Origin of the sequence: uncultured Imperialibacter sp. (assembly GCF_963974565.1) — a bacterium.
In the GTDB taxonomy this organism is placed as follows: Bacteria; Bacteroidota; Bacteroidia; order Cytophagales; family Cyclobacteriaceae; genus Imperialibacter; species Imperialibacter roseus.
Genome location: NZ_CAXBCJ010000001.1, coordinates 197,927 through 211,716 on the forward strand (window position 1 = coordinate 197,927; position 13,790 = coordinate 211,716).

Here is a 13,790-nt window from a genome sequence, read left to right on the forward strand (position 1 = left end):
AGTTAATAAATGACTACTTCCCTCTGTCTTTCTCCGAAATTCTTGCCCGTAACCTACTCAATGATTGTGGCGTCATGCCGAGATAGCTTGCCAGCTGGTGCTGAGGAACCCGCTGAAGAAGGTCTGGGCGTGATCGCATCAAATTCAGGTATCGCTGCTCAGGGGAAGAAGTCTTAAACCCGTCGAAGTCTATTTGGTGTTTGGCCAACAACTCTTCCGACATTTTTCTGCACATGATTTCAAACTTTGGAAATTGAGCATTGATCTCTTCTTCCATATCTAAATTTGAAACTGTAAGAATAGTGTCTTCAACACAACTAATGTAATATTCAGAGGGCGCTTTGTTGATCACACAATGGGGTGTTAAGGCGTCCATTTCCGTATAGAAAGCAGTAGTTTTTTCTTCTCCGTCTATGATGTAATAAATGCGAATACAGCCTTTCAGAACGAAGAAGCTGTTTTTCGATTGCTGCCCTTTGCTGAGTAAAACAGTCCCCTTCTTTACCGACCGAAAAATATCTACGGAATTGATGGCGTTCTTCTCCTCTTCGGTCAGGGTAATGTATTTTGCTATAAAGTCAAATAGTATGTCTTGCATTCTGGTGTGTCGTTACTGAGGCCTGCTACAATTGCCACCAACGTAAAATAATAGGGTAAGTTTTGGGTGGCTTCGCATTCATTTGAAGTTGGTTATGCTGAAGATATAAAAAGTCGTTGTGGAGGAGAATCCAAGCCTATTACGCTGATCAGGAACATTTGAATTGTAGCATTTCGCCAGCAGGTAAGCCACAATCTTGACTGATACCTCCATCAAGTTACCGTTTTGCTAAACTTGGGGGAGAGCGGCAATCGAAAAAAGAAGAGAAATAAACCAATCCTGGCCAGTTCCCCCGGGAGGCTACACTATGTCTTACCGTGTTTGGATAACTTATAAATAGAGCAACTTTTTTTTTGTATTTTCATTCCTCAATTCAATTGGGCATTACTATGAAACAACGCTTCCTGGTGGCATTTTTATTTTTCATTCCTTTTCTCGCAATTTCTCAAACTGACAAGAATCATGGTTCATTTGTCGAGAATTTTGATGATTCTACTTCAAGCTACTTTAGGTATGGCTCCACCGGAACCAAAGCCAGTTTTAAATACGAACTGGGTGCAAATTCTCCATCTGAACCGGGCACTAAAATTCTTTCCTTTAAAATAGACCCCGAGGATAGGGCCGGCGCTGGACGTGGGCCCGAGATTATCTCAAAAGGCTTTACGCATTTTGGCACCTATTCGGCACGGCTGAAAGTTCCTCAGGTAAGAGATATTCAACCGAATCTGGGGGCTGTGGTGGGTTATTTCACTTACCATGTGGATAGTGTAGCCGGATTGAGTGAAATTGACTTTGAATGGCTCCCTGCCGACCCTACTGTTATTTATGTGGGTACGTGGACGGGAGGGCAGTCGGGAAAGTTAAAACGAATTGGCAGGACCATCAATCTGGCCAAAGGCATAATCTATGAAACCACCTACAGAGAAGGTCATGCCGGTACACGTATACCTTTGACCGGCGAACAAAACCAACCGGAAACTATCGGGGCTATTCCTGATTTTGATGCCTCTTCTACATTTTATACCTACGGTTTTGATTGGTTTGAAGATCGTATCCGCTGGTGGATTAAGCGCCCCGACAGTGATGAAAAAGTTGTGTTGTGGGACTACCACGGATCCTCAAGGGGTATCCCACAAAACCGAACACACTATCGGATGAATTTTTGGCATACCGACAGTTGGTCGGTTGAAACAAATCCACAATCTATCGAAAAACCCTTACAGCCTTACCAAATGGAGGTAGACTGGATGTCTTATGATCCCTTTGGCAATAAGTAGTATCATTACCCATTGTGCGATTAATGGGGTATAATATCAAATAGAATCCAGCGGCCCCATAAACTTGAATTGTATTTCCTGTGGGAGTGAGGCAGAAATCATAAAAAGGGTAACGCTACATACAGCATGCAGCGCTTACGATTTGCCGATTTTCTACTTCCCGGCACACTAAATGAGTGGCGAAATGTTATGCACTTCGGTTTCCGCTAGCAGTTAGCCACGCCGCTGATAAATTTATGGTTTGTGGCGGACTAGGCGTCCCCGAAAATCCAAGCCAGCGAATGATTGAAAACTGATGAAACCGCCATTCATTGTTAGCGGCGTGTTAGGGCATTTTAAATCTGACGTATATAGTTCCTCCGTTGCCGAACTGGAGAATTAGAGAGTCGGTGGTCAGCCGCTTTACAAAAACATGGTAAGTCGGATCAGAATATTCATTCCGTAAATTGCTGGGATATGGAACCTCCATGACAATGCCAGAGTCAGATTCTATAAGTCTTACTTCCTCAGTATGACCAAACATCTTAGAGTCGGTAGTTTGAAAGTGCGAAGTATCAATTTGGTAGTAAGTTAAGTTCGCAACAGAATCACTGATAAATTGATACTCTCCAATTGATAGCTCTGTTGCAGGCTCGATACCAACAAATCTGTTCGAGTCTGCCGTATATATGTGTTTGAATACGCCACTGTCCGTCCTGATTACATACTTTAATTCATTGACAGCACCTTCAAAATCTTGATTTAGCTCAACACCCAGAGTATCATAAAGCGGTTTGCCATTTTTGTATGAACCGACGTCGATCCATTTTCCAGCTAGAAGTTCTTTGGTGACCATTAGCGTATGCTCACTGTGGCAGCAGCAAAGAAGTATAACGCAGAATGTTGCCAGTTTCGGTTTCATGCAGTCACTATATGCCCTAACGACCGGCTAAGCAGCGTGAGGATTGGTAAGAGTTACCGCTGCCGTCCGCAAATAGCCACGCCGATGAATAAAAATAAACAAAGTGGCGGGACTGCCCCGAAGGGATCCCACTGGGACAATCCCCACAGCCATTTCCTTGCAGGTGAAGCCCCATGATGTCTTAGGTGCGTGTTAGAAAGCTTTAGTATTTCTTTTGCCGCATTGAATCGGAGTCAACCACTGTCAGGGTTCGCCTGAAGGAAAGGCCTGGTGTCTCCGCTAATCGTTGGAGAATTCTGGATGTCTCCAGGGGATCTACTGGTTGAGACCTAATAAAAATAACGCCAGCGTCTGGCTTATATCCATGTTTGAAAATGAGTTCGCCGTAGTCGCTGTCGTAAGTTACAATTGTCCGATTGTCAGCAATGGCGATTTCCATCACTTGTTCATCTGAAATTCCACTGTGGTCGACACCAATTGCGGTAATATCAAACCCTTGTGACTTCAAATAGGTCACACTTGAGAGCGGAACATTTTCGTTGGCCAGTAACTTCAAGATGAGGTAGGGTTCAGGCGTTTGAGTAGAGGAGCCCGTCTTTTAAGCATTCCTGTATATATGAAAATACTGCCTGCAAAGATTCATGCGTTAAACGAGGGTAGTTTTCCAGTATTTGCTGCTCAGTCCATCCCTGTGCCAGTAGACCGATGACATGCTCGACGGAAATCCGAGTGCCTTTGACAGTCGGCTTGCCTAGAAGGACATTATTGTCTGATACTATGTGTTCTCGCCATTCCATAGTCAAATTTACGAAATTATGGATTAAAGGTGCGCATCACCATGCGCTCTAACGCCTAGCTATCGTGCGTGGGGATTGGTAAGAGATACCGCTGCCGTCCGCAAATAGCCACGCCGATGAATAAAATTAACCCTTGTGGCGGACATTCCAAGCCAAATGGCCTTTGACAACCAAGGACGCCCACATTCATTTTTACCGCTGTGTTAGAGCTTTTTCATTGCAAGAAGTCTGTGGTATCCGTCGAAAGCTCCCAGCCGCTGAAAGTTTCTAGTATTGTCCACTCACCGTCAACTTGTTGGAGGAGAAAAAAATGTCCAATGCCTCGATAATGCAATGGGTCTGTAGCTTCGCAATAGATAAAAGCCTTGTCGTCCATGGTCACTTCCGATATACTAACGTCACCCAAGTAATCGTACTTGTATACCTCAAATAACGAATCTATGCTGTATTTGCCGGAGAGAAGATTATGCTTAGACAAGGATAGTTGTTGTCGATCAAGGATGTTCGGTTTGCTTAGATTTTCAAGTAAAGAAGTTTTGAGACGCAGATCCGTGCTCATGTCAGCGAGAAGAGACTCTCCAAACTCTCGTTTCATGAACGCCCTGAAAGCCCCGTCCTCAATTATTGGCCGGTACACAAGAGTGAAAGTTTGACCTTCAGTCGGCTCGAAGCCAGCGTCGATAAATTGATCAACAGTGTTTAGCTGAGCCTCAATATTTTGATTGACTACTACCCTGGACTCACATGCTAGAGTTACCAAGAGCAGTAAGAATGAAGTTTTTTTCATCGCTACAAGACATGAGCTCTAACGCCTAGCTAAGCAGCGTGGGGATTGGTACGAGATACCGCTGCCGTCCGCAAATAGCCACGCCGATGAATAAAAATACACAAAGTGGCGGGGACTGCAATCCCTACTGCGATTTCCTTGCAACTGAGACCCCATGACGTCATAGGTTTGTGTTGTGAGCTTTTTTCTTAGTTTCGACAAGTCCCCGGCTATTTGATGTCCACCTAGTTAAGTTGATGTGTCTGTGTCGTCCCAGTCAACTATATCGCTAAATCGCCTTACCCAATTAAGGACTTTATGTCGCTCGAAGGATACGTAGCTGTCAATGTCAGTTGTGTCGGTCTTTCCGTTAAATAATAAGTCTCGGAAGTACGTCGTAACTAGTTCGTTGAAAATATTCTCTTCAAAAACTTCTTCCTTGTTTCGAAGATCCAATTTGGTGAAATAGGAGCCTAGGTCAGTCCCGAGTCTCGGCATTTTTCTTTGAAAGTCTACAATTTGCTCAGCACTTAATTCCGAAATGGGCGGATGAAGTGTGCTAACTAAGTTCAATACCCACGCAAGAGTATAGGCCGATTCAAGGCACCAAGAAAAGCCCTCCAATTTTTCCGAATCTTTTGTACGCCCCTCAAATAGTTTCTTCTCTTCGGGGCTTACATGTGACCAAAGCCTTTCTTGTTTTAGCCAGCCAACGATTTTGTGATTGCTGTCATCGTTGTTTGCGGAGTAGGCACTCAGATATAGAATTATCATCCTTGCAGCAACCTCTTTGGTGCTTGCGAACTCCGCTTCGTCAAAGTCCAAGTATGGCAGGTACCTGATTTCGTAGTTTGTGATTCCCCGATCTTTCAACCGCTTGTCTAATCGTGCCTTTCTCTCTAGCAATTTTGGTTCAGTTGCCATGTCTCTTATCCCTTTGCTACCAATAAAGGTCGGTGTCCGTCACTCTTAGCATAGCTCACAACGCCTCGCTAACATGAGTGGTGGATTGTTATGCACTTCCGTTTCCACTAGCAGTTAGCCACGCCGCTGATAAATTTATGGTTTGTGGCGCAGAATCCAAGCCAGCAAATGATAGAAATCCGATGAAGCCACCATTCATTGTTAGCGGCGTGTTACACACATTTAGTCCCGCTTCCAAGGCATCGATGTCTGAATCTCACTGTAAGCTTTGTACAATGGGGCCATTAAAGCAGGAGAGTTCCTCGCTAGTACCTCGTTAATCTCGGTATATTTCGTATTCAGACCCTTCTCATTGGTGCAACTCAACAACAGCCTAAACACATTTAGAATCTCTGAATCCGTCCGTGTCTCTAATTCCGTCACAACCATCGAAGAGTCTTCCAAAAGTTTGTTTAAGAGACCAAATCCGTCGGCATCGTCAGTATTTTGCCACTCGCCGTCCACACATAGGTCTATGTATTTTTTATAATATGCAGACTTGTCAATTGTCCTAAGATGGTAGAAAAAGAAGATGATTTTCAATCGATCATGGACATCGTTGAAAGGTAGCATTTCTGTTTGCTGGTCAGCACCAAATATCGCATTTAATTCTCCAACCGAATTTGGATATGCGCAGAAGAAATCTTGTTCTATTCGGCTATTGTGTGTAGTGTCTGTGGCCAACCTAAGCAGGTACGCAAATTTATGACTTGGGCCAACAAATTCTTTTTCAATGCATTGTCCAGGCGCTTTGAAGTAAACTATGCTTAAAAGTATGAATAGGAATGTCCGCACGTAGGTGATTTGTGTGTAACGACCAACTATCGGTTTGTGTGCCCACAGTTGGCAAGTACAGCTAAAATAGCGGAAGTGCACCAGAAGCACAACGGCAACTACAAGGCACTGCGTTCTGCAAGTAAAAATCCTGAACCACAGACGTATCCAAAAGCGTTGAAATCTCAGAAGGTGCACTTCTGCGGGCAAGTCCCGATGTAGCTGGCAAAGAGGCAGTTTAGCACATAACCGATAGTGTTTGTTATAGCCAGTTTTACTCGTCTTGTTTTAGAGCAGTGATCAAATTAAGGTAGTGCTCCGCAGTTCGAGTGTAAGTTCGTATGAAGAGGGTTGAATCTGAGTTAAACAGTGAAAGTGTAATACCAGAATATCCAGGAAACGTCTCACTAAATTTCGACTCAACCATGTCAGTTGAGAAGTTCAGAATTGCTCGTTTTTTTGCTTCAGTCAATTCAAAAGTTGAAGTACCGACTAACTCCTTGTACGGCCTTGTTAATAGTCCGCCAAGGTAATATTCAGAGACCATGCTATCGCAATTCACTGAGTATTCGGTATGAGTTAGCAAGAAGGATTTATTCTTTTTTGTTATCTCAATAAACTCTTCATGGCCACCCCATTCACCGCATTCATCAAAATGGCAATAGATGTTCAAAATTGGCTTATTCGATCTCATCATTAATTGTTCATCGAAAAAGTCAATTTGCAGCTCTTGATTGTTGTCCTTCTGTTGACAAGCCATCATGAGGGTTAATAGAAGGATGAAGTTTAGTTTGAAATATGCCATTTCGGTTTATTGGCTATAACGACTAGCTATGCGGCGTGGGGATTGGTAAGAGATACCGCTGCCGTCCGCAAATAGCCACGCCGATGAATAAAAATACACAAAGTGGCGGGGACTGCAATCCCTACCGTCATTTCCTTACATATAAAGCCCCATGACGTCATAGGTTCGTGTTATCGTTTTTTCTCGTATTCCACAGGTAGCCGGCATGTATCAGCGAATCAAGCACTTGTGAGTCACCAAGTTCAGTGGCTAGAAGCTTGTAGGTCAGATCAAGCTCAGTCGTGTCTCCAAAGTAATAGTTGTATAGATAGTTTATATAAAGGCTATTGTTGGAATCATGTTCGGCTGTCAGCACCTCTGCCAATACGGAATCACCGAGAGTCACTGCCAAATTTATTTTTCTAAGACTTAGCCAATTGCCTTCTTGGTGAGAGCCGGGAACTTCATAGAGGTTGTATAAAGCGTCAAGGGTGTCGCCGAGTATTAGCGCTTGTTCAGATGCTGCAATTGCCGCATTTGCTTCGTGACGGTCGCTAGAAAAAGCGTCATATTTTGTGCTCAGCTTAAGCAGGTCAATTAGCTTTTCGCTAAACCATCTGTTATCAGCGTAGGAATAGAAATCGGTGACTCTTGGCTGATTATTTATGTACTCGATTCGATACTTAAAAAAGTCAAAGGTATTGTCGAATGTCAAAAGCAGAAGAAGTTCGGAATGATGGTCAAACTGATTTAATCTTAGGGGCGAAACTTTGCCATTGTCTGTGTTTACCCGCAGTACAATTTGGGCGTTACCATCTTTAATCTTGCTCTTAAGTTCTTTTTCAAAGATATGCGACAAAACGCTCTTTTGAGTCCGGTTGACACGATCCGAAATCCTGTCTTTGAAAGCTTGATAGTCCCAGGAGTTGTTTATTACGGAGAAGTCAAATCCGTTAATGCTGCGGACGAGCTCTTGCGAGAAAGATTCGATCTTTGTCTTTTGATCAGGCGTCAGGCTTGGACGGTCAGTTACTCCTGTCTTGGAGCAGGCCGCCAAACAAAAAAAGAAGATTGATAAATAGCCGACTCTATGCATCTATTAACGATAACGACTAGCTATGCGGCGTGGGGATTGGTAAGATATACCGTTGCCGTCCGCAAATAGCCACGCCGATGAATAAAAATACACAAAGTGGCGGGGACTGCAATCCCCACTGCAATTTCCTTTCAACCGAGGCCCCATGATGTCTTAGCTTTGTGTTGTACACCGTTTTCCTTAGCATATCATCCACCAAAGTTCAATTTCTTTAAGTAGGTCTCCGTTGAAAGAAAATATCCAGCCAGCTGTTCCTTCACCTTCATAGGCTGGAAGCATCTTCACCTTAGTTCGACCCTCCTTGTTGTAACTCTGAATTTTGTAGGTCAAAGAGTTGATGGCATTCGGAAAAATTCGTTGAAGGTCGTTTTTAGAAATTCCAGACTTGATTTGAGTGTTCCCAAAGCCAAAAGAAAATCTGGCGTCTTCAAAGTCCAATCGATGCAAAAGCGACGTTCCATTCGAAGAGATGAATCTTGTCCGTCCATAATACAGAACTCGAACTGACTCTTCAGAATCTATATAGTTTCCACATTCCCATGTTTCTACCGCAATTGAGTCGGGTTGACCCAAAAACTCGACCAGTTGAGCGTCCTTTAACTTTAATGGAATCTTGTTGTTCAGTCGAACAGAGTCAAAGTGTAGCCTTTCCAGACAAGTTTCGTTTGGGCAGTCGAATGGGTTCTGAGCAAATGTTAATTCGAAGCCCAGTATTAGAAGTGCGAGCAGGCAGATTTTTGCTTTGTTCATTTACTCTACGTGATGCAGTCAATGGTGTACAACGACTGGCTATGGCGAGTGGTGTTGTTTTATGCACTTCGCTACCCACTTGCGATTAGCCACGCCGATGATAAATTTAACTTTTGTGGCGGACAATCCAAGCCAGCCGCCGTCTGTTTACCAACGAGGGCCCCATTCGCTATAGGCCTGTGTTGGCACACTTTTTATTTCGTCAGGTATTCGTTCGCACGTTCGAGAGCAGCCAAAACACTGTCTACTTTTGGGTTATGAACTCCAGTCTGTTCGATGCCAGAAATTATGGGTCTGATCACTGGATCAAGCAGCGGGGACTCCAATTCGTCCGTCAAAGCAGCCATGTCGTAATCGTTCTTACTCAGCAGAGCAACAATGTCTTGCGGATATCTGGCAAAGACATCGAAGATCATCTCTTGACTAAATTCCGAAAATTCAACGTTGATGTCACATTCGTCCGAAAAGGCTGCCAGGAATATGTCGATTGCATCCACAGACAAACTGTCGATATTTTCATATACATAGAGGATCGCTTCGGTATTGCATGCTCTTGCAGACAAAGAGTTAAACGGAACGGTTTTTATTCTGCGCTCGGCTTTTGATGGTTCACTAGTATCGAGCGGTGGTCCGTCTACTGCCAGCAGATCTGCCAGTACTACAGAGTCTGCCTGTTCCGTTGCAGATTTTTCGCCTTGTTGCCGTTGGTCGGTTCGGCTACTGCAAGAAATCAGACACAGAGAGATTAACACGTTCAGCAGATTTTTCATCCATGCAGGTCTATGTGTGCCAACGCCTGCCTAAAATGAGTGTGGGAGTTTTATGCAGCTCCGCTTCCACTTCATCTTAGCCACGCCGATGATAAAATTATAAACTGTGGCGGACAATCCAAGCCCGCCAATGCTTGAAAAGCAGTGAAGCCCACATTCAATTTACCGTTGTGTTAGCGGGATTTTATCAGACGTCCGTTCTTATATTTTTCCTTTCTATCAACAGAACCATCCTGATTGTAGAAGAACCACCAACCATCTTTTGAACCGTTAAACCAGTTCCCACGTATTTGCGTTGATTGATAAATGGCGCAATTGACTTCCATGAAGGCAGTCATAAATCTCCAATTTAAAGGATCTTTGTCTTTCATAAACGATTTATAAAGCCTTGAAAAGGTAGTGCTATCTAGCGGATAGTACCTTTCAAAAGCCCCGTTCCGTTGATTATTTTTGAAGGTCTGTACAGATGTCAGGTAATTATTGTGGAAGGATTGCAGCTTGTAGTCATAGCCAATGCCTTGAACGGCATATTTAATAGCTCCTTCGTCATCGTAAAAAACCTTGCGATGCAAAACATGAGAGTCATGCATAGGAACAAGATGAAGTGTGTCAGTTAAGACAAATACGGAATCAAAATTGTAGGTGTAATTACTAAGGTGAATTTTACCCTCAGCGTACCTGAATCGTTTCGGCTCTATATCTTCATACAACGTTATGGGAAGATCGGTGTCGGTTATTGAGTATGCGATGTAGGTAGAGTCGGGTCTGAGATGGACAAACTGTACAATCCCGATAGTCGGGGTTTCGTAGTGACCAAAGATGTTAGTCTGGGCAAAAGCCGAAAAGCCAATTGATAAGAACAAAAATATGCTGATTCGTCTGAACATCATTCCCGCTAACGCCTAGCTAAGCAGCGTGGGGATTGTTAAGAGATTCCGCCGCCGTCCGTACTTAGCCACGCCGATGATAAAAATACACAAAGTGGCGGGGACTGCAATCCCCACTGCGATTTCCTTGCAGCTGAGCCCCCATGATGTCTTAGCTTTGTGTTAGCATTATTTCTTTTCATGCTGAGTTAGCGTATCGACTGTCGACGCAGATAGTCCTGCGATTGGCAGATATATTTTTAAGCCTTTCTGGACACTGAGAGCGAAGTAGTTCGTCCGCTTGACGATCCGTTCAAATTTTGAATACTCTGTTTGTGACTCGCTACCGTCTTCTTGGATTAAAAGTCTGTCAGCCGTCGCCTCAATTCGAAACTCGACAGATCGGAAATACTTCCACTTGAATAATATCCATAGGAATGGTTTAAACGTATAATAAATTGAGAACACGACCATCAGCCCTCCGTATCCAATTCCAACCCGGTCAGAGGCTTTTGAGTACATTGTAAGTCCTATATAAAACATTGGGGGTCCACTAAATAGTCGGAGTAGGGTTGTTAGTGCCGAACCTCCAAAATAGTACTCGTTAAGGAACATTAGAATCCGTTCTTTTCGTGTCAAAGCGATATTGTCCATACTATAATTTATGACCTGTATTCAGTAAATCTCTTACCTTCATCAATGCAAAACCTAGGAGATTCAAACCCTTCCATTTCGGTGGGACAGTCGCAAATTCGTCAGCCGCTTCCAGACCAATTCCCCAGATTTTATCCACAGGGCTCGCCTCCACAAGTATCCTATTCTTAGTGTTGATAAGGAATGCCCGAAGTTCTGGGTTTTGGCTGAATTTGTGGTAGTTCCCCTTTACAACTATGTCAAATCTTTTCTCATTCCAGATGTCTTGATTAAATCCGACAACTTCCCGTCCCAGCTGTTTCGCTTTGCCTGGAGAGCCAGCTTTCAGCACTTCGTCCAGCACTCGAAAGTCGGCAAAGAGTCGTGCCTTTTCCGCCATCATCCAGTGTTCTGTAGTCGGATAGGTCACACCGTCGACACTAAACTTGCTCGGCCACCATTGGCTAAAACATGATCCAGTAACTTCACCACTTGGATGTTTCTGGTGTCCCCAGAAGAATAAGAACTTAAGTTTGTTGCCAGCTTGATAAGCTTTTTCTAGCTCTGCTTTTGTGTAGTCCATCCATTAATGCTAACGCCTAGCTAAGCAGCGTGGGGATTGGTAAGAGATACCGCTGCCCTCCGCAAATAGCCACGCCGATGAATAAAAATACACAAAGTGGCGGGGACTGGAATCCCCACTGCGATTTCCTTGCAGCTGAGACCCCATGATGTTTTAGCTTTGTGTTACAAGCTTTTTATTTTATTCTTAACCATGTAGGTCAATTCGTTTCCAAGTTGATTAGCAATTGATGAGCTCTTGTCATCAGTTTGGAAATCTATGATCAGTTGGTCGCTTGTTCCATTAGAAATGTATAGTTCAATAATTCTAAAGTGTGATCCAGAGCCAGGTTGCGATTTAAGCTGTACAAATTCCGAACGAGTCTTCATTTTTACCTTATGATCGTCAGTGATTCGTTCTGTTTTTAGTCTGAGTCTGTTCCTAAATTCGAGGTTCTTGCCTGAAATCTTAAAGTAACTTGTTAGTTCAGACAAAATGGATAGAAGTGCAACTGTTCCGATTCCAAATCCTAGAATACTGCCTGTAATTAACGACAAGTATTCTTTTGAACGAGTTATTGACAAAATGCCGACTGTCAGTCCGCCGATCAAGAAAATTATACTGCCAATGCCGAATTTGTTAAAGGGGTTAAAGAGAGTTCGAATAGTTAGCGTTCCCTGAGAATTGGTCACTTTTATTCCCACTAATTTGCAGGCATCCTCAAAGTTGAAATTTTCTTGACTCATAAAGCCGTTCTGGGGATAATTGCTTGTAACGCCTCGGTAAAATGAGTGTGGGAGTTTTATGCAGCTCCGCTTCCACTAGCACTTAGCCACGGCGGTATTAAAATTAACTCTTGTGGCGGACATTCCAAGCCAACTGACCTTTGACAACCGATGAAGCCCACATTCATTTTACCGGCGTGTTACATACCTTTTCCGTCAGCCCAGATGTCCTGTTCGTTCGGATTAACTAGCACTAACGCCACGTCTTCCATATTCTCTGGAGTCAACCTGCAGGGTTTGCCTACTGTGTTGCTCAGAAATCGCATGAAATTGATGAGATCCTCGTGCTGCTCAAAAGCAACGAAATCGTGAGGATCGATATCAAATTCAATTTGGGTTTCAGTAAAGAAGTGGCAATTAATATGAATGTTGTCTATCCGAACCTTGAGAAAGTACATAACCTCCTGTCCAAATAGTTGAGCCGTGTCAATCAAAAGTTCAGCTGCTTCACCGCTGGCAAAGAAGTCGTATTTGTAGTCCGATGCTATGAGTCCGTTGAGCAGAAGCCTCCAGTCCAGTTCGTCGGTGCCCATAATATAGATGTCTCTGCAACCTCCATCCGGCTGTAGGAATTCCGTAATCAGCTCGTGTCTATATGGGGTCTTGATTAACGTCATTATGGTATGTAACGCCTAGCTAAACAGCGTGGGGATTGGTAAGAGTTACCGCTGCCCTCCGCAAATAGCCACGCCGATGAATAAAAATACACAAAGTGGCGGGGACTGCAATCCCCACTGCCATTTCCTTTCAGGTGAGGCCCCATGATGTCTTAGCTTTGTGTTGTGCTCCGTTTTCTTTGTTTGCCAATCCGCCAGGCTTGCCATACTATAAAAGCTATGATGACAGCGATCCCTGTCCAGAATGAGATGATCTGTTCCCAGGTAATGCAAGGAGGGCAAAAAGTGTTGGGTAGACATGGCTCACAGTTGGGTGTGTTGGCTCTGAAATACATGTAAATTGCGAACTCAATTAGTCCGAAGGTTATCCAGAGATATGTGTTACGATTGATCTGCAAAGGTTAGAAGTTGGCGTCCAGTTCGATTATATCTTTTGTGATAAATTGTGCCGCACCCGTTTCGTGATCCCACAAGTAAATAACTTCTTCCAGCTCTCCGTCTCCATGATGTTGGAAAATTAGCAAATCTCCTGTTCCGTCTGAGCCGATAACTACAGTTCGTTCGGGAAATCCCGGCCAATCTTTTGCGTTTTTCGTTTCTAGTCCGATATGATTAGATGTTCGGGCAATTCGCTTCCGGTCTGACTTATCCCAGAAAGGAAAGATCTGAAATTCTTCGTTACATGTTGCGCCACCATTGGCCTGCATCATTCGCTGCTTGAAAAGTTTAGGGAATTTAACCCCTAGTTCGGACTCAGTCTGTTCGATATACTTCAGTTCTACTGGAAATGGCATGTCGGTTAGGTAATGGTGCACAACGCTCAACTAAAATGAGTATGCGCCCCAGTGGCT

At 43.8% G+C, this 13,790-nt stretch carries 16 protein-coding genes; 1 reads left to right on the plus strand and 15 read right to left on the minus strand.

Features of this window, described 5'->3' with window-relative positions:
- Positions 1-13: 13 nt before the first annotated feature.
- Entirely contained in the window at positions 14-598 is a 585-nt protein-coding gene (locus AAC052_RS00910; RefSeq protein ID WP_339810209.1) for a Crp/Fnr family transcriptional regulator, read from the minus strand.
- 389 nt (positions 599-987) lie between these two features.
- On the opposite strand from AAC052_RS00910, the gene AAC052_RS00915 reads away from it, so the two are divergent.
- Positions 988-1,875 carry a glycoside hydrolase family 16 protein gene (locus AAC052_RS00915; protein ID WP_339810211.1) on the plus strand — a complete coding sequence of 296 codons (888 nt, stop codon included), beginning with the start codon at positions 988-990 and terminating at the stop codon, positions 1,873-1,875.
- Positions 1,876-2,200: 325 nt separating this feature from the next.
- On the opposite strand, the gene AAC052_RS00920 is transcribed toward AAC052_RS00915, so the two are convergent.
- The 14 genes from AAC052_RS00920 to AAC052_RS00985 form a co-directional block, all read right to left on the minus strand.
- On the minus strand, positions 2,201-2,710 hold the full coding sequence (locus tag AAC052_RS00920; protein ID WP_317490424.1) for a hypothetical protein: 510 nt from the start codon (positions 2,708-2,710) through the stop codon (positions 2,201-2,203).
- A 268-nt stretch (positions 2,711-2,978) separates the two neighbouring features.
- On the minus strand, positions 2,979-3,332 hold the full coding sequence (locus tag AAC052_RS00925; protein ID WP_339810213.1) for a DUF5615 family PIN-like protein: 354 nt from the start codon (positions 3,330-3,332) through the stop codon (positions 2,979-2,981).
- Positions 3,333-3,345: 13 nt separating this feature from the next.
- Entirely contained in the window at positions 3,346-3,573 is a 228-nt protein-coding gene (locus AAC052_RS00930; protein ID WP_339810215.1) for a DUF433 domain-containing protein, read from the minus strand.
- A gap of 214 nt (positions 3,574-3,787) precedes the next feature.
- On the minus strand, positions 3,788-4,333 hold the full coding sequence (locus tag AAC052_RS00935) for a hypothetical protein (RefSeq protein WP_339810216.1): 546 nt from the start codon (positions 4,331-4,333) through the stop codon (positions 3,788-3,790).
- Positions 4,334-4,588: 255 nt separating this feature from the next.
- Complete coding sequence (locus AAC052_RS00940) at positions 4,589-5,263, minus strand: DUF4272 domain-containing protein (RefSeq protein ID WP_339810219.1); 675 nt, start codon at positions 5,261-5,263, stop codon at positions 4,589-4,591.
- A 1,087-nt stretch (positions 5,264-6,350) separates the two neighbouring features.
- Positions 6,351-6,881: a hypothetical protein gene (locus AAC052_RS00945; protein WP_339810222.1), complete on the minus strand. Its 531-nt coding sequence runs from the start codon at positions 6,879-6,881 to the stop codon at positions 6,351-6,353.
- A gap of 157 nt (positions 6,882-7,038) precedes the next feature.
- Entirely contained in the window at positions 7,039-7,956 is a 918-nt protein-coding gene (locus AAC052_RS00950) for a hypothetical protein (RefSeq protein WP_339810224.1), read from the minus strand.
- A 180-nt stretch (positions 7,957-8,136) separates the two neighbouring features.
- On the minus strand, positions 8,137-8,706 hold the full coding sequence (locus AAC052_RS00955; RefSeq protein WP_339810227.1) for a hypothetical protein: 570 nt from the start codon (positions 8,704-8,706) through the stop codon (positions 8,137-8,139).
- Between the two features lie 194 nt (positions 8,707-8,900).
- On the minus strand, positions 8,901-9,476 hold the full coding sequence (locus tag AAC052_RS00960; RefSeq protein WP_339810229.1) for a hypothetical protein: 576 nt from the start codon (positions 9,474-9,476) through the stop codon (positions 8,901-8,903).
- Positions 9,477-9,649: 173 nt separating this feature from the next.
- Complete coding sequence (locus AAC052_RS00965; protein ID WP_339810231.1) at positions 9,650-10,366, minus strand: hypothetical protein; 717 nt, start codon at positions 10,364-10,366, stop codon at positions 9,650-9,652.
- 631 nt (positions 10,367-10,997) lie between these two features.
- Positions 10,998-11,558 carry an NADAR family protein gene (locus tag AAC052_RS00970; RefSeq protein WP_339810233.1) on the minus strand — a complete coding sequence of 187 codons (561 nt, stop codon included), beginning with the start codon at positions 11,556-11,558 and terminating at the stop codon, positions 10,998-11,000.
- A 164-nt stretch (positions 11,559-11,722) separates the two neighbouring features.
- Complete coding sequence (locus AAC052_RS00975; RefSeq protein ID WP_339810236.1) at positions 11,723-12,283, minus strand: hypothetical protein; 561 nt, start codon at positions 12,281-12,283, stop codon at positions 11,723-11,725.
- A gap of 179 nt (positions 12,284-12,462) precedes the next feature.
- Entirely contained in the window at positions 12,463-12,939 is a 477-nt protein-coding gene (locus tag AAC052_RS00980) for a hypothetical protein (RefSeq protein WP_339810238.1), read from the minus strand.
- A gap of 401 nt (positions 12,940-13,340) precedes the next feature.
- Entirely contained in the window at positions 13,341-13,733 is a 393-nt protein-coding gene (locus AAC052_RS00985) for an SMI1/KNR4 family protein (protein WP_339810241.1), read from the minus strand.
- Positions 13,734-13,790: the final 57 nt, after the last annotated feature.